Annotated in this window: 17 protein-coding genes, 1 tRNA gene and 1 pseudogene; 12 read left to right on the plus strand and 7 right to left on the minus strand. The window is 72.4% G+C overall.

Features of this window, described 5'->3' with window-relative positions; all coding sequences use genetic code 11:
- The first annotated feature begins 58 nt into the window (after positions 1–58).
- Entirely contained in the window at positions 59–541 is a 483-nt protein-coding gene (locus ACWER9_RS10140) for a DUF2231 domain-containing protein (protein ID WP_452301497.1), read from the plus strand.
- A gap of 87 nt (positions 542–628) precedes the next feature.
- On the opposite strand, the gene ACWER9_RS10145 is transcribed toward ACWER9_RS10140, so the two are convergent.
- Entirely contained in the window at positions 629–976 is a 348-nt protein-coding gene (locus ACWER9_RS10145; RefSeq protein WP_452301498.1) for a hypothetical protein, read from the minus strand.
- A 175-nt stretch (positions 977–1151) separates the two neighbouring features.
- Here ACWER9_RS10145 and ACWER9_RS10150 point away from each other — a divergent pair, with 175 nt between their 5' ends.
- Both ACWER9_RS10150 and ACWER9_RS10155 read left to right on the plus strand, forming a co-directional pair.
- Positions 1152–1334 (plus strand): hypothetical protein, encoded by a 183-nt coding sequence (locus ACWER9_RS10150; RefSeq protein WP_112581848.1) that lies wholly within the window; start codon positions 1152–1154, stop codon positions 1332–1334.
- A gap of 959 nt (positions 1335–2293) precedes the next feature.
- On the plus strand, positions 2294–2527 hold the full coding sequence (locus tag ACWER9_RS10155; protein WP_452301570.1) for a hypothetical protein: 234 nt from the start codon (positions 2294–2296) through the stop codon (positions 2525–2527).
- Between the two features lie 14 nt (positions 2528–2541).
- On the opposite strand, the pseudogene ACWER9_RS10160 reads toward ACWER9_RS10155, so the two are convergent.
- Together ACWER9_RS10160 and ACWER9_RS10165 are read right to left on the minus strand one after the other, a co-directional pair.
- A pseudogene (locus tag ACWER9_RS10160) lies at positions 2542–2748 on the minus strand (FmdB family zinc ribbon protein); the annotation flags it as partial.
- Positions 2745–3422: a 5-formyltetrahydrofolate cyclo-ligase gene (locus tag ACWER9_RS10165; RefSeq protein ID WP_452301499.1), complete on the minus strand. Its 678-nt coding sequence runs from the start codon at positions 3420–3422 to the stop codon at positions 2745–2747. The pseudogene ACWER9_RS10160 and the gene ACWER9_RS10165, both read right to left, overlap by 4 nt.
- Positions 3423–3507: 85 nt before the next feature.
- On the opposite strand from ACWER9_RS10165, the gene ACWER9_RS10170 reads away from it, so the two are divergent.
- The 6 genes from ACWER9_RS10170 (at position 3508) to ACWER9_RS10195 (ending at position 10257) form a co-directional block, all read left to right on the plus strand.
- Complete coding sequence (locus tag ACWER9_RS10170; RefSeq protein ID WP_452301500.1) at positions 3508–5898, plus strand: diguanylate cyclase; 2391 nt, start codon at positions 3508–3510, stop codon at positions 5896–5898.
- 9 nt (positions 5899–5907) lie between these two features.
- Positions 5908–6870, plus strand: coding sequence for a UTP--glucose-1-phosphate uridylyltransferase (locus ACWER9_RS10175; protein ID WP_452301501.1), 963 nt, complete (start codon positions 5908–5910; stop codon positions 6868–6870).
- Positions 6867–8180, plus strand: coding sequence for a molybdopterin molybdotransferase MoeA (locus ACWER9_RS10180; RefSeq protein ID WP_452301502.1), 1314 nt, complete (start codon positions 6867–6869; stop codon positions 8178–8180). The genes ACWER9_RS10175 and ACWER9_RS10180 overlap by 4 nt, the downstream gene beginning before the upstream one ends.
- Before the next feature lie 109 nt (positions 8181–8289).
- The gene (locus ACWER9_RS10185; RefSeq protein ID WP_452301503.1) at positions 8290–8940 is read left to right on the plus strand and encodes a GNAT family N-acetyltransferase; all 651 of its coding nucleotides are present in this window, start codon (positions 8290–8292) and stop codon (positions 8938–8940) included.
- A gap of 177 nt (positions 8941–9117) precedes the next feature.
- The gene (sepX, locus tag ACWER9_RS10190) at positions 9118–9900 is read left to right on the plus strand and encodes a divisome protein SepX/GlpR (protein ID WP_452301504.1); all 783 of its coding nucleotides are present in this window, start codon (positions 9118–9120) and stop codon (positions 9898–9900) included.
- A gap of 283 nt (positions 9901–10183) precedes the next feature.
- Positions 10184–10257, plus strand: a tRNA-Ala gene (locus ACWER9_RS10195).
- A gap of 168 nt (positions 10258–10425) precedes the next feature.
- Here the strand turns inward: ACWER9_RS10195 and ACWER9_RS10200 are convergent.
- The 4 genes from ACWER9_RS10200 to ACWER9_RS10215 are packed head-to-tail and all read right to left on the minus strand — an operon-like array spanning position 10426 to position 13788.
- Positions 10426–11640, minus strand: coding sequence for a tyrosine-type recombinase/integrase (locus tag ACWER9_RS10200; protein WP_452301505.1), 1215 nt, complete (start codon positions 11638–11640; stop codon positions 10426–10428).
- Between the two features lie 3 nt (positions 11641–11643).
- Positions 11644–11853, minus strand: a complete 210-nt coding sequence (locus tag ACWER9_RS10205) for a helix-turn-helix transcriptional regulator (protein ID WP_452301506.1) — start codon at positions 11851–11853, stop codon at positions 11644–11646.
- Positions 11850–13094 carry a TRM11 family SAM-dependent methyltransferase gene (locus ACWER9_RS10210; RefSeq protein WP_452301507.1) on the minus strand — a complete coding sequence of 415 codons (1245 nt, stop codon included), beginning with the start codon at positions 13092–13094 and terminating at the stop codon, positions 11850–11852. The genes ACWER9_RS10205 and ACWER9_RS10210 overlap by 4 nt, the downstream gene beginning before the upstream one ends.
- Positions 13087–13788: a hypothetical protein gene (locus ACWER9_RS10215; protein ID WP_452301508.1), complete on the minus strand. Its 702-nt coding sequence runs from the start codon at positions 13786–13788 to the stop codon at positions 13087–13089. Before ACWER9_RS10215 ends, ACWER9_RS10210 begins: the two co-directional genes overlap by 8 nt.
- A gap of 708 nt (positions 13789–14496) precedes the next feature.
- Between ACWER9_RS10215 and ACWER9_RS10220 the strand changes: the two genes are divergently transcribed.
- The 3 genes from ACWER9_RS10220 (at position 14497) to ACWER9_RS10230 (ending at position 18340) form a co-directional block, all read left to right on the plus strand.
- Positions 14497–15354 (plus strand): hypothetical protein, encoded by an 858-nt coding sequence (locus ACWER9_RS10220; RefSeq protein WP_452301509.1) that lies wholly within the window; start codon positions 14497–14499, stop codon positions 15352–15354.
- A gap of 287 nt (positions 15355–15641) precedes the next feature.
- Positions 15642–16079, plus strand: coding sequence for a pilin (locus ACWER9_RS10225; RefSeq protein ID WP_452301510.1), 438 nt, complete (start codon positions 15642–15644; stop codon positions 16077–16079).
- Positions 16080–16081: 2 nt separating this feature from the next.
- Positions 16082–18340 carry a hypothetical protein gene (locus ACWER9_RS10230; RefSeq protein WP_452301511.1) on the plus strand — a complete coding sequence of 753 codons (2259 nt, stop codon included), beginning with the start codon at positions 16082–16084 and terminating at the stop codon, positions 18338–18340.

Raw genomic sequence — 18340 nt, forward strand, 5'->3', positions numbered from 1 at the left:
GGACGATCGGCGGACCATAGGCTGACCACCCCTGACCATGATCCACCTGGAGGGTTCGATGTTCGAGGAGATCCTGGGTCTACCGGTACACGTCCTGGTGGTCCACGCGGTCGTCGTGTTCGTGCCGCTCCTGGCGGTGCTGGCCATCGCTTACGTGGGGCTGCCGCGCTGGCGGCACCGGCTCGACTGGGCCCTGGGCCTCCTCGCCCTGGCCGCGCCGGTGACCGCCTACGTCGCGGTCAAGTCTGGCGAGGCGCTCACCGACGCACTGGTAGCCAGGGGCTTCCAGGGGCCGATCCTCGACCAGATCTTCGACCACTCCCGCTACGGTGACATCCTCTTCCGCATCGTGGTGCCGCTCGGGATCGTGGCCATCCTGCTTCTCGTGGCGACGAGTGGGCACCCCCGGGTGCCGCAGCTACCTGCGCTGGTCACCCCGGTGCTGTCGGTAGCGGCCGTGGGACTCGCCATCGCCGCCCTGATCTACGTCTACCTGACCGGCCACTCCGGCGCCGAGACCGTCTGGGGCACCACCCTCTGAGCTGTCACCCCTGGCCGACGTCCCGGGCTGGCGTCTCGGGCCGGCGTCCCGGGCTGGCGTCCCTTGGCGGCCGCTCCGGGGCGGGCATCAGAAGATGACTCGCGAGCAGAGCAGACAGAGCAGGAACAGCAGCACCACGCCGGCCGCCGCCCCGAAGCCGTAGGTGACCCGCTGCGAGCGCTGCTCGGCCGCGTCCAGGTCGGCCATGTCCTGCGGCGGCAGGTGTCGCGGCGGCGCCGGCTGTAGGTGTACGGGTGGACGCCAGCCCGCCGGCGGCGGCACGCTCGGCGGCGGGCCGGAGTATCCACCGGGGGTGTGCCCGGTCGGTGGTGTCGTCACCGGGGCGGTGGGGGGTTGGTGCGCCACCGCGTCGTCGCCGGCGTCGGGCCGTCGCCAGTAGTCGTCCGGGTTGCTGCCATCGCTGGGGGTCGTCACGCCGACCGACGCTACCAACGCCACCGCTGGGCCCGGCCGTTTCTAGCCGGCGTGCCATGGTCGTCGGCCGGGTCGTTTCTGGCCAGTGCCACCGTCCCGGGCCGGTCGTTCCTGGTCGGCGTGCCCCGTCGTCGGCCCGGGTCACCCGCCGTCGGTTGCGCTAGTCTTGCCGCTCGTGAGCACCGAAGACCCCGGCACGCACGGCGTACGTGGTGACGACGACCGCGCCGTCGACCTGAGCGAAGACTTCGTGGTGCTGCCCGAGCAGACCTCCGACGACACCGACCGCGGTTGGGGTGAGCGGTCGGGCGGCAACGACGACTGGCTGCTCGCCGAACGCCCCCCGCACTGGGACTGACGCCAGCGGCCCGGCCAGCGCCTCGCGACGTCCGTCCGGCAGCCGGCCGTGCGTGGCCGACGATCATGGTGGCCGTAGCGAGAGACCTACCCTGCCATGGTCGTCAGCCCTCTCGGATCTGGGCCGGTCGACGGCGGCGGAGTATGCGCCGGCACGGCCCGAGCCTGACCTCTCGGGGTTGGAACTTGACCTGGCAGGGTCAGAGCTGGACCTGTCGGGGTCGGACCTTGATCCGTCGGGGTCGGAGCTGGACCTGTCGGGGTCGGAGCTTGATCTGGCGGGTTCTGGGGCCGGCTCGACTGGGTCGGTGCGTGACGTTGGGGTGTCGGGGGTGCCTGTCCTGGAACCGGCTGGCCGACCCTCGCCGACCTGCCCGGTCGTTCCGCCGGGCTCCATCGGTGCGTCGGAGGGCACGGCGGCCGGCGGGCATCCCGCCGGCGTGTGCAGGACTGCGGCGGCCAGGCACAGCAGCGCGGCGACCAGGACGGCCCGGAGCAGGGTGCGCCCGCCGGGCAGAGTGAGCTGACGCAGCGGACGCAGAGCCCGCGCCGAATCCGGATCGACCATTGCCGCTGCCGCCTCCCGTCCCCGAGCGCCGCAGTGGCACCCATGGACGGCAGGCTAGGCATATCCGACCGCCTCGGCCGACCCACGGCCGACGCCTGTGGACAACCGCCCGGCCTGTGGAAAACGCCCCGCCGTCGGTTGAGTCTGCTACGGCGCCCGCCTTGATCGACTCGCGCTCAAGGAAACCGGGCCATCGAGGCGAGGGGGAGGGCCCGGCTTCCTGAAACTCGAGTGGATCAAGCCGGATCCGTCTGGTCGGGCTTTCGACGATCAGGAAACCGAGGCATCGAGGCGAGGGGGAGGGCCCGGCTTCCTGAAACCCGAGTGGATCGAGGCCCGACCTGACTGGTCGAGCCTTCGGCGATCAGGACGCGGAGCTGGCCGCTGCCGCCTTGCCGCCGCCCGACCCACCCGAGGAAGACCCCGAAGACGACCCGGACGAGGACGACGACCCCGACGAGGACGACCCGGACGAGGACGACCCGGACGAGGAAGAGGACCCCGACGAGGACGAGGACGACGAGGACGACGAGCTGTCACCGGAGGACGACTCGGACTTCGCCGGCTTGCTGGCCGTGCCGCCGGCCGTCGTCTCGGAGCCGGACGCCCGGGAGTCGGTGCGGTAGAAGCCCGAACCCTTGAAGACGATGCCGACCGAGTTGAAGACCTTGCGCAGCCGCCCCTGACACGCCGGGCACTCGGTCAGCGGCTCGTCAGAGAAGGACTGCACCGCCTCGAGCTGGTGACCGCACGTGGTGCAGGCGTACTGGTACGTGGGCACGTTCTCCTCCGGATCTGGGCTCGGCCAGTTGGCACTCGACGTATTCGAGTGCCAATGGTGCGTCATTCGCCCCGGGTTCGTCCAGCGGACGTGTGGGGCGCGACACCGTGCGCCGCACCCGGGCCGCCGTCAAGCGTACGCACCCCGTCGGCGGGCGTGACGACCGCGCGCACCCGGCGGTCGTGTGGCTCGACCGGCAGCGCCTCGACCAGCTCACCGTCGTGCAGGGGTACCACTGTCATGGCTACTTCGGGTACCCGGGCGAGTGCGCGGTCGTACGAGCCGCCGCCGCGCCCGAGCCGCCGACCGTGGTGGTCGACCGCCAGAGCCGGTACGACCACCAGTTCGGCATGGGCCACCGCGGTCACCCCGAGGCGGGCACCGGCTGGTTCTCGGATACCCCGGCCCGCCGCGATCAAGGCACCCGGCCCGGTATACGCCGCCCAGTCCAGATCCAGATCGTCGAGGAGCACCGGTAGCAGCAACTCGGCGTCTGCCGGCAGGGCCGCCCGCAGCACCTCGGGCAGGTCCCCGCCGCCCGGTTCGGAGCCGACCGGCACGTACGCGGTCATCCGGTGCGGGCGCAGCCGGCGTACCAGATCGACAAGCTCGGCCTGGACGCGCCGGGCAGCGGCCGCCCTCGTCGCCGCGGGCAGCGAACGGCGGCGAGCGAGCAGCTCGGCGCGGGTGTTCCGCTTCGCCACCCGGGTCACTTCCGCTTCATCAGAAAATTCCGGCACGCAACACTCCTGACGCAACGCCTCTCCCACGGTTGCTCTGTGTCAGCATCGCAAGCAACGGAGGCGGAACTTCCGGGGGGACCGAGTGACGCTACGCGGGCGGTTGACGGCAGCCTTCCTCGCGGTGGTGCTCGGGCCCGTCCTGCTCGGCGCGCTCTTCGTCGCCTCGACCGTCGCGGCCGTCGACCGCAGCCGCTCGACCGAGCGCCTGGCGGTGGCGGCGTCCACCGTGCGTACCTCGGTCGACGCGCTCTGCCAGCAGCTCCGCGCCACCGCCGACGCGGTGGCGCTCACCCCCGACCCCGCCGTCGCCGCCGCGCAACTCGTCGGTCGGGGCCTGGCCGCCGCGGTGCTGGTCACCGACGTTGCGGGCGAGGTCACCTACGTCTCGCCAGGTGCGCCGTCCAGCCCGTGGCAGCACTGCGCCGGCCCGGCCGAAGGCCCGAACGGCGGTTCGCCCCTGGGCCCGGGGGACGGCTCGCACGGGGGTGGGACCGACGGTGCGACAAGCGCGGTCCGGGCGCTGGCCGCCCGGGTCGACCTGCACGATCGCGCCGGCGCCCGGCGGGGCACGGTGACCGCCGCGCAACGTGTCGACCCGGCCTTCGTGGCCCGACTGGCGGCGGTGACCGGGGTGGCGGTCACCCTGCTCGACAGTGGGGCGAGCGCCGCGCGGGTCACCCACACGACCGAGTCCCGGGACGTACGCGACGCGGTGCTTGCCGCCGCCGTCGCCGTCCGGGGCGAGCAGGTCACCGAGACGAACGAGGGCCGGTACGTACGCAGGCTCGGGCCGTCCGACGAGCAGCCGCTGCCGCTTGTGCTCTCCGTGCCCAGCGAGCGGCCACCGGGGCTGCACGCCACGCTGGTCGGGGTGGTCGTGCTGGCCGGGTTGCTCGCCGTGCTCACCGCCTGGCGGCTGGCCCGGGTGACCACCCGACCGTTGGCGGAGTTGGCCGGGGCGGTCGACCGGGTGGCCCAGGGCGACCTGACCGCGCGGGTGCCGGTACGCAGCCGCGACGAGGTGGGGCGGTTGGCCGCCGCGTTCAACCGGATGACCCGGGAGACCGGCTCCTACGTCGCGGCGTTGACAAGTAACCGGGACCAGCTGCGCGGGCACCTCGCGGTGCTGGGCGACACCCTGGCCAGCACCCACGACCTGCAACGCATCCTGCGGGTGATCCTGCGCAGCGCCATCGGGGCCACCGGCGCGCGGGCCGGTGCCGTACTGCTCGTGGAGACCGGCGGGGTGCTCGTCGCGCAGTGCACCGAGGGGTTGGACGGGCGCTGGCCGGACGAGGAGGCGGACGGGTCACCGACGTTGCGGGTGCCGGTCGGCGTCGGTGTGGTCGGTGAGGTCGCCGCCACCGGGGAACCGCAGCGGGGAAGGGCGGAGCCGACCGAGGCGCCGACGGGGGAGCCGCGCTGCCGCACGTACGTGGCGGTGCCGTTCGCGGCCCCGGGCGGCGGTGCCCCGGCCACCGTCGGTGGACCGCCGGCGTCGACCGACGAGGCGGGGGCGGCGGCCGCGCTCGGCGTGCTGGCCCTCTACGACCGGCTGGGCGCTGACGAGTTCGACGACGACGACCTGGCCACCCTGCGCACCTTCGCCGGTCACGCGGCGGTCGCGGTGGACAACGTCCGGGTGCACGAGGAGGCGCAGCGGCTCTCCCTCACCGACCCGCTCACCGGGCTGTGGAATTACCGCTACCTGCGCGAGTCGATCCGGCGGGAGGTGGAACGGGCCAGCCGCTTCGGGCGGATGCTCAGCGTCCTCGCGTTGGACCTCGACCGGTTCAAGGACGTGAACGACACGTACGGGCACGCCGCGGGGGACACCGTGCTTGCCGAGTTCGCCAGGCGGGTGCGCGGGGAGATCCGCGAGGTCGACCTCGCCTTCCGCCAGGGTGGCGAGGAGTTCGTGCTGCTGCTGCCGGAGACCGACGCGCGGGGCGCGGCGATCGTGGCCGAGCGGCTCGGTGCGGCCGTACGCGACACGCCCATCGCCGTCGAGGCGTACGCCGGGCCGGTCCTGGTGACCGTGTCGGTGGGCATCGCCGTCTTTCCGGACCACGGCAGCACCGGGCGCGAGGTGCTGGAGGCCGCCGACGACGCGCTCTACGCGGCCAAGGCGGCGGGTCGCGACACGTACCGGGTCGCCGAGGTGCGCTCGGATCTGCCGACCCGGGAGATCCCGGTGCTCGCGTGTGCGGTCACCCCACCCGACGGGCTGCCACGCGCCGGCCAGCCCGTGCAGGCCACCCGGGAGCCGGGCGGGCCCGCCCGGTCCGACCCGCCGGCGGGCGTACCGGAATCGTCGGTGGCGGGCCCGGCGCACGCCCGGCCGGATTCGGCCGACGAACCGCCGGAAAGCGCGACGGGCGGCACGCGGGCCGGCCCGGACGCGGCCCGGCCGGGGTCGGGTGGCGGCGCGTCTTCTGGGCCACACCCGCCGCGGCAGAGCCGTGGCCGATAGTCTCGCCCCATGTCGGAGCACTCAGCGAACCCCTCAGCGACGGTCGCCGCAACTGGCCGTCCCCTGGCGGTCAAGGCCGTCATCCCGGCCGCAGGACTGGCCACCCGGTTCCTGCCGGCCACCAAGGCGGTGCCCAAGGAGCTGCTGCCGGTGGTGGATCGGCCGGTGTTGCAGTACATCGTCGAGGAGGCCACGCAGGCTGGCATCGGCGACGTGTTGCTGATCACCGGTCGGGGTAAGACGTCGATGGTGGACCACTTCGACCGTCGTCCGGACCTGGAGACCAGGCTGGAGGAGAAGGGCGACGCCGAGCGGCTCGCCGCCGTGCGTCGGCCCAGCGAGCTGGCCGAGATCTACACCGTGCGGCAGCCCGAGCAGCTCGGGCTCGGTCACGCCGTCGGCTACGCCGAGTCGCACGTCGGCGACCAGCCCTTCGCGGTGCTGCTCGGCGACGAGTTCGTCAAGCCGTCGGAGCCGCTGTTGCCGGCGATGATCGAGTTGCAGGCCCGCACCGGCGGTGTGGTGCTCGCGTTCTTCGAGGTCGACCCGGCCGAGACCAAGCGGTACGGGATCGCCTCCGTCGAGCCGGCCGAGTCGGAGCTGACCGACATCGGTGAGGTCGTCAAGGTGACCGGGATGGTGGAGAAGCCGCAGCCGGAGGACGCCCCGAGCAACCTCGCGGTGCTCGGCCGCTACGTGTTGCCGGGCAAGATCTTCGACGCGATCCGGCGGACCAAGCCGGGCAGCGGCGGCGAGATCCAGCTGACCGACGCGATGGAGCTGCTGCGCACCGAGGGCACCCCGGTGCACGCGATCGTCTACCGGGGCACCCGCTACGACACCGGCATGCCGCTGGGCTACCTCCAGACGGTGGTGCAGATCGCCGCCGAGCGCGAGGACCTGGGCACCGAGTTCCGGTCCTGGCTGGCCGACTTCGTCAAGGCCGACGCGGCAGGCGGATCTGGTACATGACCGCGACGGCCGACGCCGAGGCGGCCGCGAACGAGTTGACGCCGCTCGCCGACTACCTGGGCAGCGTGCTGCGCAGGTTGCGCGCGCTGCCGCCACTCGACCTCGACCTCACCCAGGCCCACGGCAACGTCCTCGCCGAGGACGTCGTCGCGCCGCACGCCTTCCCGGCCTTCGACCAGGCGGCCGTGGACGGCTACGCCGCGCGCTGGGAGGACATCTCCGGAGGGGGTCGGGGGCCGAGCTACATCCCGGCCCCCTCCGGCACGCGAGGCGGCCGGACCATCCGGCTCAACGTGGTCGGCGATCTCGGCGCCGCGAGCTGGCGGCCGGTCCGGCTCACCCCCGGCTCGTGCTTCTCGGTGGCCGCCGGGGCGCCGCTGCCCGTCGCTGCGGACGTCGTGGTCCCGGTGGAGTGGACCGACCAGGGCATGGCCGCCGTGGAGATCTTCCGCACCCCCAAACGGGGGTACGGGGTACGCCGAGCCGGTGAGGAACTGCCCGCCGGCACCCTGCTCGCTCGGGCCGGCACCTACGTGTCCCCGGCCCTGGTCGCCGTCTTCGCGGCCACCGGCATCGGGCACGTGGTGGTGCGGCCCAGCCCACGAGTGGTCATCGTGGCCACCGGTGACGAACTCGTCGACGTGGGCCGGGGCAGCCAGCCCGGCCAGGTGGTGGACGCCAACTCGCACGCGCTGACCGCGGCGGCGGCCGAGGTGGGCGCACTCGCGTACCGGGTGGGAATCTGCGACGACGACCCGGAGGGGCTGCGCGGGCTGCTTGAGGACCAGACGCTGCGCGCCGACCTGATCATTACCACCGGGGGCACCGGCACCGGCCCCGGAGACATGGTGCGCCGGATCCTCTCCCGTCGCGAGGGCGGTCGCGCCGGGCCGGTCACCTTCACCGACGTGGCGCTCTACCCCGGCACCGCACTCGGGTTCGGCACGGTCGGCGCCGAGGAGGTGCCGGTGGTCTGCCTGCCCGGTGACCCGGGCGCCGCGTTGATCGGCTTCGAGGTGCTGGCCCGCCCCGCCATCCAACTGCTCGCCGGGGCCGAGCCGGTGTTCCGGCCCAGTGTGCGGGCGCACCTGCTGGAGACCGTGTCGTCCCCGGCCGGGCTGCGGGAGTTCCGTCCGGCGCACGTCGCCGAGCGACGCGGTGGCGGCTACACGGTCCAGCCGCTCAGCGGCGGGCCGTTCACCCTCTCCGGGTTGGCCGAGGCCAACGGACTGTTGGTGCTCGGCGAGCGGGTCACCACGGCTGCCGCCGGCTCCACCGTGGACGTCCTGCTGCTGGACCGCCGCCGGTGACGGTGTTTCGGTCGATCCGCGGGGCTGCTGCCGCGGCGTCGGGAGGTCACCGGGACCTACTGGTGGGTCCACTTGCGCGCGACACGGTCCCGCGCGGGAGACTGTGCCGGTGAGTCTCTTCGGACCCGCGCGGTCGCCGGGCTGGCCGGTGGAGCTGGCCGACGGCCCGGTGCTGCTGCGGCCCTATCGGCGCTCCGACGCGGCCGCGTGGTCGGAGGTGCGACGCACCAACCGGGCCTGGTTGGCGCCCTGGGAGTCGTCGCTGCCCGGCGGCTGGGACGAGATGAACTCGCCGGCCGCGTTCCGTTGGGTGCACCGTGACCAGCGGCGCTCGGCCCGGGAGGGTGAGGGCATGCCGTTCGCGGTCTGCCTCCGTGAGGCCGACCGGGATCGGCTGGTCGGGCACATCAACGTGGGCAGCATCGTGCGGCGTGCGCTCTGCTCCGGCTACGTCGGCTACTGGGTGGACGCGCGGGTCGCCGGCCGAGGTGTGATCCCGACGGCGCTCGCGCTCGCCGTGGACCACGCGTTCGGTCCGGGCGGGCTGCACCGGGTGGAGATCAACATTCGTCCGGAGAACCGGCCGTCCCGGCGGGTGGTGGAGAAGCTCGGCTTCCGCGAGGAGTCGTACCACGTGCGCTACATGCACATCGACGGCGCGTGGCGGGACCACATCGGGTACGCGATGACGAGTGAGGAGATCGCTGCCGAGGGTGGCCTGGTGGCCCGCTGGCATCGGGTACGCGCCACCGCTCGGTGAGCCGTCCCACGGACGGGATCGGCGCGGCGCGGTGGCATCCCGGTCGGTGCGCCGTAACCTCAAGTAACTGCAAGCTGCGGCAAGCGCTCCCCGGCCGGACGATCCACGCACACAGGCGTGATCGGTGGAAGATCCTGCGGTCGGAGAGCGGTTGCTTCGAATTCGGTGACGGGAGGGGTGAGGGTGCCGACCTCGGTGCTCCTCGCCGTCCTCGCCGCCGCCGGCCTGCTCGCCCTGGCCCCGGCGCTGGTACGCCGGTACGACGCCACCGAGCGGCTGGTGGCGGAGCGGGCGCAGTCGACGGCGCGGGTGCTCCAGCGTCGCCGACGGCGCCGTACTGTGCCGGGACGGCGACCCGTCCACCCTCCGCGCTCACTGGTCGTCACCCTCAGTGAGGATGCGACTACCGGAACGTTGGGCGCGCCGGTGTCCGCACCCCCGGCCGCCCGCCGCTCGGGTCGGCTGCGTGCCGTCCCCGCCGCGCCGAAGCGGTCCCGCCGTCGTCCCCCGCCGCGCCGACAGCACACCCCGGCCGTCTACCGGCGTCGCCGGGTGCTCGCCGCCCTGCTGCTCCTCAACGTCGTCGAGCTGATCGGCGTGCTCTTCGTCAGCCCCGGCTTCTGGGTCGGCTTCGGGGTCACCTTCCTGCTCCTGGCCGTGTACGTCGTCCACCTGCGGGGCCGGGCCCTCGCCGGTAGGCGCCGCCGCCGCGCCCGAGCCCGGGAGGCCGCCTGGTTGGCGGCCCGGCAGGCCGAGGTGCGCCGGGAACAGGCCCGCCGGGCAGCCGCCCGCCGGGAGGCGCAGCGCCGCCTGGCCGCCCAGCGGGAAGGGGTACGCCGAGCCGCCATGGGCCTGGACCGGCCGGGCGACCTGCCGGCGGCGGTCAACGGCGGGTCCGTCTCGTACCGGCGTTCGGGTGGCCTGCGAGGCCGCCCCTACGAAGCCGGCCGAGGCGCCTGACCCGGTCCCGGCCGTGCCCTGGTCCCGGCCGTGCCGTGCCCTGGTCCCGGCCGTGCCGTGCCCTGCCTCGGCCGTGCCCGGCCGGTTTGATCGACTCGGGTTCCTGGAAGTCGGGTGGTCGCGGCGTCCGGGATGGCCCGGTTTCCCGGAAGCCGAGTCGATCTTCGGGCAGGTCGCAGCGCCGGGCAGGGGGCGGATTCGCGGTGCGGGCCGGCGACCTGTTAGCCTTGCTGCCGGCCCGCCCGGTGTAAGCCGGGTGGGACCGAAGCCGGTTCGCCGGTGGGGGGCTGTGGCGCAGACTGGTAGCGCACCTCGTTCGCATCGAGGGGGTCAGGGGTTCAAATCCCCTCAGCTCCACATATATGAGGCCCTGACCAGCGGAAACGCCGGTCAGGGCCTCAAGCTCGTCTATGTGATTTTGAATCACCCCCCGAAAACCCCTCACAAACGCGTGAACGCGACCACGTTCGTCGGCGGGTTGGTTCCGTCCGCGCTTCGGGCCGTTGGACGTTCCTTCGTGCGCGTCTAGGTCGCTTTCGTGGAAGCGTTTGGGGCTCTCGGGGCAGTTGCGGTCGGGCTGCCACCGAGTTGTTCGAGGATGTGGGAGCTGTCCGGGGCGAGCGCAGGTTTGGCGATGTAGTACGTGTTGGTGACGTCCTCGCTGGCATGCCCGAGCTGGGCAGCGGCGCTCTTGGCGTCGGCCTCCTTGTCGATGAGCGTGGCAACTGTCTTGCGGAAGGTGTGCGGGGTGACCCACTCGAGGCCGGTGTCTGTGCGTGCTTGTCGCCACTGGCGGCGTACGTTCGGGGGAGACAGCCAGGTGCCGCGCCGGGAGGCGAAGACAGCGTCGTGGGCGTTGTCAGCGGCGCTGAGGTTGCGGGCCAGCAGCATTCCGACCGCGAATCGGGGCAGGATTACTGTCCGGTGGCCGGCGTCGCTCTTGGTCCACTCCTGGCGGAAGAAGCCTTCGCCCTTCAGGTAGATGATCGTGCCGCAGATCGTCACGGTCGGAGGTTCGGCGCTGAGGTCCGCGTCTTCCCACCGCACGGCCAGGGCTTCACCGATGCGGACACCGGTGGCGAGCATGAGGTCGATGACGTCGGCCAGATCGCCAGTGTGGCGAGGTCCCGGCTTGCCGGGAGTGGGCTGCTGCCACTGACGGATCGCCGAGCGGACGACTTCCAGTTGTGCGATGTCGAGGGCTTGTATGGTGCGCCGTGACTTGCGGAGGCGACCGGTCTCGCGAACAGGGTTGGTGGAGAGCGCGCCACGGCGCACCGCCAGGGCGAACATCTGCCCGAGGGCCACCTTTGCGTTCTTGGCCGCTGATGGCCGGTCTTTCGCAACCTCGCGCAGGAACTTGTCGAGGCGGCCCACAGTCGCCTCTCGAATGCGCAGGTTGCCTAGGGCGGGCAAGATCGAGGTCCGCAGGCTGGTCTTGTAATTGTTGATGGTTTGCGGCGAGATCCGTTCCTCCGCGGTGACCTCCTCGACCCAGAGGTCGGCGAGTGTGCTGATGTGGGTGTCCCTGGTGATCTCGTCGTCGTTCGGGGTCGCGCGGTCGCGCAGCTTCTCCTTCAGTGCCCGGGTGGCGGCAGGGCCGGTGGTTCCGACGGCTTCGACGTCGCGGGTCTTGCCGTCGTAGTCGCGGAAACGGGCTCGGGCGCAGAACCGGTTAGGGGCGAGTTTCTCAATGCGGATGTTGCCCCAGGTGCCGATCGGGAGGGGGGGTCGGGCCATGGCTCATCGCTCCGGGTCGGTGTTGTCGTCGAGCCAGCGTTCGACCTCGGTGCGCCGGTAGCGCAGGGTGTTGCCCACGCGGATGGCGCGTGGTCCTTTGCCTCGGCTGTGCCAGGCGTAGAGGGTGTTCTTCGGCTTGCCGAGCCAGCCGGCGACGTCCTCGATGCTCAGGAGGGGATCCGGCCGCCACTCGCCGGCGGTCGAGGCGCTCACAGCCGGTCTGCCGTGTCGGATAACCCGGGCTGTTGGCGTGGCACGGCGGGGTCGGTGGGCGGATGGTGGGCGATGGTGGCGGGCCGTTCGGGCTGATGCGTGGTGTGTGGGTGGGGCGGGCACGGTGCGGGCGTCCTTTCGGTGGCCCGGCCCGGGTCGGGCCGGGTATTGGTGGCGCTGCCGCCGTGGTTGGCGGGGTGCGCCGGGTGCGCCCGTCGATCCATGCCGGTGGGTGCCGAGGTATCAAGCCTGTGGCCGGCGCCCTGTCCGGCGAGGGTGAGCCCGCTCGGTGCGGAGTCGGATGCGTTGTGGCGCGGCTGACCGAGCTGGAACACCATGAGGTCTTCGTGCTGGATGAGCCATTGCGGGTCGCCGGTGTTGATGGCGTCGCGGACGTTCTTCATTTGAAAGAACGAGGTCCGCGGCGCCAGTACGCCGTCTCGGACTCCGGCGATGAGCGCGACGAGTTCCTCGACCAGGGTCAGTCCGGCGGCGAGCCCGGCGGCGGCGACCATGCCAGGGATGTCGATGAGTTCCCCGCGTCGCCGGTAGGGGCGAGCGGTGACCGCCACGTACCCGCCGGGCTGGAGTACGGCGGCGCATCCGGTGAGGATCTGGGTGAACCCTTCGGCCAGTGCGGCGTGTTCGGTATAGGCGAGGTTCCCGGCGTCGGCACCGTAGCGGTGGTGAATCTTGCGGACCTTGCCCCGGCGAGGGCCGGGGGTCCGTACGTGGCCGTGGGTGGATGACCCGTACGGCGGTGAGGTGATGACCAGCGAGACCCGGCTGTGGACCTCGGTCGGGAGCAGTGCGGGTAGCTGGCGGGCGTCGCCGGTGTAGATCTCGCCGGTGCCGGTGGCGCCTTGGCTGGTGGCGAGGCGGATGTTGTCGGCGGCGTGCTGCGCCCACCGGTGCTCGTACTCGACGCCGATGCCGTGTCGGCCGAGGTGCATGGCCTCGACGAGGGTGGTGCCGATGCCGGCCATCGGGTCGACCACCAGGTCGCCGGGCTGGGTGTAGGTGGCGGTGAGGTAGCGGGGGATGGTGGGCAGCATCTTGCCCGGGTGCTCCATCGAGGCCGGCGTGTACCGGCCGCGCCGCAGATCGCGGGAGCAGGTTTGCCCGGTCAACAGGACCGAGCCCTGCACCCCATCAGCGATGAGGGCGAACAGCCGCCCGACGTCGGTGGCTTCCAGGTCGAGGCCCGGGGCGGAAGCGTCGGTAGGGGTGGTCCTACGCATCGGTGTCCTCCTGATCGAGGGTGGTCGCCCTGAACGCCAGGACGTCCATGTGGGTGTGAAGGTGCCGCCCGTCCAGCAGCGCGGGTGGGGTGCTCGCGGCGGTGGCCGCGTCGGTGCGCGGATCGTGCGCCGGGAGCGGGACCACGAGCACCGGGATGTGCTGGTGGTAGCGCAGCCCGGCGATGCGGGCGGCGCTGATGACGGCGCTGCGCCGCGAGATCCGACCTGGCTCAGGCGCACGGGCGGGCAGCGCGACGAGGACGAATCCGCCGGGGCGCAGTAGCCGGTGCCACAGGTGCATCGCCTCGGCGGTGTCGTGCAATCCGAGACCGTCGACGCCGGGGCGGGGCAGTCCGGCCAGCAGCAGCGCGAGGCCGTCCTCGGCGAAGCACCGGGCGCGGGCGGGCCGGTCGTCGGTGACTCGAATGCGGCTACCGTCGGTGGTGATGGTGGCCGGGTAGCGGTGCAGGTACCGGGCGACCCTCGCGACGGTGGGGTGGTTGTCGAGGTCGGCCACGAGATCGCCGTCACGGGTGTAGTGCCGGATGAGCCAGGCGAGGCGTTGCGGGTCGAGTCCATGCCAGGCCGCCGGGTCGATCAGAGGCGTATCGCGGCGGTGGGCGGGGACGAGGAACAGTCCGACGGGCGGGCGTTCAGCGTGGGGCTCGGGGTGGTGCGGGTAGGTCTGCGGCATGGGTGGTGGGCCACGTCCGCCGACAAGCGCTGACACTAAGGGAATACAAATTCGGGCCTCGATTTGGAGGACACCACCGTGAACACCTGCCGCCGACTCCGTGCCTGTCGGCGTGTTCAACCCCGATGAACAAGATCGGCCGAAGGTTGAACGGGCAGGTCAGAGGTTAAACACCGCCACCAACAGGCCGCGACATCTATCGAGGTTCGTGACCATCGAGGCGATGCCACTCCGATGGCGGGCCAGACCCCGTAAACCGCCCCTCGCGGTGCATGAACAAGATCGACCTCTCGGCTTGAACAAGGTCGACTCGGCGGCGGAATGCCCTGAACACGCTTCACCCACGGGCCGCCGACCGTCCGCCGACCATGAACACCTGTGGCCCGCGCCGTCCGGCGCGGGCCATTCTCGCGTCGATGCCTCCGGGTGCGTTCATGGCCAACCGAGCCCACGCCGAGGCGCACGATAGGTACGGCAGGCGGCGGGTTGAACGAGCAGCCACGAGGTTGCACACACCGGCCGCACGTTGGTCGACCGTCGCATTGAGGGACGGCATCCACGCCTCGGTCGATCACGCCCTGTTCAACCTTAGACAAGATCATCAGTGTTCAAGATGTGTTCAACCGCCCTGGTGGCGTGGGTGCTGCACCGCCGACCGGCCTTCGATCGCCGGTTCGGCAACCCCGCTCACCATCAGGGAGTACATCCATGTCTGCGAACACTCGCCCGATCGCCGGCCCGATCGCCGGCCCGATCGCCGGCCCGCTCGCCGGTCACCCGGGTTCCCGGCCCGGCGCGGCGCTGCTCGACGCGATCGACTACCGGTTCCGGCTGCGCGGCGAAGGCCCCCAGCCGCAGGCGGTCGACGGCCGGCAGCTCGGGTACGGCCTTCCCCGCCGCGCCATCGCGCTGACTGAGCTGTCGGCGATCCTCATGCACCCCTCCTGCAGTGCCGCGGCCCAGGACGCCGCGTGGAGGTTCCTCGTCACTAAGGCCCGCACCGGTGAGGACCGCTGGGTGGTCGGCGCGTTCGGTGTGGCCCTGCCGGGTCTTCGGCACCGGGCGCACCTGCTGTCGAAGCTGTCGTCCGGGGACCTGCACGCCGTACTGGTCGAGGCGTTCCTCAAGGCGCTGCACACCGTCGACATCGACCAGCCGGGCATCGTGGTGGCGTTGCTCAACGCCGCGTTCTCCAGCGCTCGCGCCGCCCTGCGCAGTCAGGAGCCGGCCGCATCCGGGGAGGCGAACTTCGCGCCCGGCTCGGCGCTGCCGCCCGCCCCGTACGGTCACCCGGACCTGGTTTTGGCACGCGCGGTGCGCCTCGGGGTGATCAGCGTCGCCGAGGCCGATCTGATCGGCGGGACGTACCTGGAGGACACCAGCCTCGCCGCATACGCCGAGCGAACCGGCCTGCCCCGGTGGGGTGTCTACAAGCGACGCACCGCCGCCGTCGAGCGACTCGTCACGGCGATCCGCTCCGGTGCGCTCAGCGACCCGACCGCCGAGGTCATCGCCGAGGCCACCGGCACCACCGCACCGGAGGCGATGTCCAGCCGCCGCCCGTAATGCACCCCCGCTGAGCTGCGCTTCTCCAAATCGGCCCTCGGATTTGTATTCCCCTAGTGCGGGACTTTCCCGCACAGGTGACCTCCCCGACCGGCCCCGCTGACGGCGCTGACACCCCGTTCGCCCGGCCCACCAAACCTCTGTGAGGAGGACGGCCTCGCGCCGGTCGAAACTCCTGGTCAAACGTGCGCGCCGATGCGCTCCCGCCCCTGTCACCCACCGCGCCGCAACCGAGCCCCGCCACGCCCTGGGGCCGGTTGCGGCCTAAGCCCGGAGGTGTTCCACCCATGAGCAGCAAGCCCACCCGCGAACCCCCGTCGCGGCGCAAGCCGTCCCGGCGTCCTCGCCGGCCCCGGCTGCACCCCTCCGACTGGATGCTCTACCAGGCCACCCGTCTGATCCCGGTCCTGATCGTGGTGGCCGCTGTCCTGGCCACCGTCATCGTGCTGGGCGACACCGCCGCTTATGCCGCCGAGCCCAAGGAGCCGGCAGGTCCTGAATCCATCACGACGGTGATCAACAACATTCGGGTGTGGCTGGTCGGCATCCTCGTCGCCGTCGCCACCCTGTTCCTCACGGTCGGTGGCCTGCGCTACCTCGCCGCCAACGGCGACCCCAGCGAAACCGAAAAAGGCAAGCTCGCGATGAAGTCCGCCGCGATCGGCTACGCCCTCGCACTGCTGGCGCCGCTGTTCGTCACCATCGTCGGCGGGTGGGTGAAGTAGCCATGACCCCAACCCACCCCCCGCAGGCCATCTTCAGCCCCGCCCGGTTGGCCCTGGCGCTGCTACTCAGCGCGGGCCTCAGCGCAGGGTTCGCCGTCGCGGCGGCCTCACCCGTCCTGGCCGAGCCCATCCCCGCTCCCGCCCCCGCGCCGGGCGTACCCACTCCCGGCATCCCGCCGTCGCCGAGCGGCCCGATCCCCATCCCCACTCCGAGCCCGATCGGCCCGCCGCCCACGAGCAGCCCGACGCCCACCCCGACCCCAACGCCGGACCCGTCACCCGGGACCAGCCCGACACCGCCGCCGGCCACCTCAACCGACGACCCGGCCTGGTACGACATCCCCGGCCAGATCCGCAAAGCGATCAACGACTTCTTCGCCTACATCGTCGAGACCGGCCTGACCCCGGTCATGGACGCCCTCGGCACGACCGTCCTGTCGACCCCAGACCTGACGAACAACGAGCAGGTCAAGGCGATGTGGACGACGAGTCTGGTTACCGCCAACGCCGTCTTCGTGCTGTTCGTGGTCATCGGCGGGTTCGTCGTCACCTCGCGGGAGACCCTGCAAAGCCGGCACGGGCTCAAGGAGATCCTGCCGCGCCTGGTGATCGGTGGGGTCGGGGCGAACCTGTCGCTGTTGTTGTGCGCCGAGATCCTGAAAGTTGTCAACGCGTTGACGGCTGCGATCGCTGGTCAAGGCGTCGACGGTCCGGCCGCCGCTGCCGCGCTCACCCAGGCGCTGGTCAACGCCGGGCAGGGCAACAACTTCCTGCTGACGCTGATGATCCTCGCCGCGCTGGTGATGGCCATCGTGGTCGTGCTGACCTTCATCCTGCGCGTGGCAGCCATGATCCTGCTGATCGGGGTGTCCCCGCTCGCGTTGATGTGCCACACGACCCCGCAGACCGAGGGACTGGCCTACACGTGGTGGCGGGCGTTCGGGGCGTGCCTGGGCATGCAACTCGCCCAAGCCTTCATCATCCTCGCCACCGTCCGGGTGTTCCTGACCCCGACCGGACCGGCGGTCCTCGGCCTGCCGATCACCACCGACGGGTTCCTCGGCATCGGGGTCTGCCTGACGATGCTGTGGGTCCTGATCAAACTGCCGGGCTGGATGAAGCAGTTCATCCTCGGCCCGCTCGGTCAGTCCCGCGGCCGGGGTCTGCTCGGCCAACTCGTCTCGACCTACCTGACGTTCAAGACCCTCGGCCTGGCGGCCGGCGCGCTGGGCGGCTCGAAGGCCACCCACGGACGGACGGCGGGGACGGCCGTCCGTGGAGGCGGGACGGCACCCCGTCCCGGTCTCGGTCGTCCCGGGCCGGGCCGTCCGCCCCGCCCCGGCGCACCGCGCCCACCCCGTCCGCCCCGCTCGGGACCGTCCGGGCCGTCCCCGTCGCCCGCCGGACCAGCCGCGTTCAGTCACGCCCCGTCCGTGCACACGCCCCTCGCGCAGCCCGCCGAAACCACAGCCGCCCCGGCGTTCAGTCACTCCGCGTCACCCGCCACCGCAGGCCCCGCCCCGACGGGTGCCGTCCCGCCCGCCGTGTTCTCGGCAACGCCGAGTCCGCAACCGGCACCGCCCGCCTCGGTGCCGCCGCCGAGTGCGGTGCCGTTCAGCCACCCACCGACCACCCCGGCGGCGAGCAGTATTGCGAGCGGCTCCGCACCGGTCTCCCCCAGGGCGCCGGGGGTGGTGTTCTCGGCGGCACCGCAGGCCCAAATCGCACCGAAACGGCCTCCGGCCCCGGTCACGCCGACGTTCTCGGCCGCGCCGGCGACACCGGCTCGGCCGCGTCCGACAGCGGCGAAACGAGCCCCGGCGACGCCCACACGCACACCCCGGCCCACCGGTGCTACCCCGGCCACCCCGCCACGGGCCACCCGGACCGCCGCCCCGACACCCCGACCGACCCCGACACCCCGACCGACCCCGGCTGCCCGTCCGTCCCCGTCCGTGCGGGTGGCAGTCCCGTCCCCGGCAGCCCGCCCCGTCCCGGCCCCCCGGACGGCCCCGGTGACCGGTCCGTTCCCGACCGCCCGGCCGTCCCCACCGGACCGCTCGTCCCCGTCCGTGCGTCCGGCGGTCCCGTCCCCGGCCCGCCGTCCCGACCGCATCCCGGCTGCGACTCCGGCCCCCGTGCCGCCTCACGAGCCTTCCTCTGCGGCATCGCCGCGGGCGAAGCCGTCCGCCCGTCCGCTGCGCCCGGCCGCGCCGAGCAGCCCGCAGCGTCCCGTCCGTCGCCGCCCCGAAGGGGAGTGA

Source organism: Micromonospora sp. NPDC003944 (assembly GCF_053605225.1).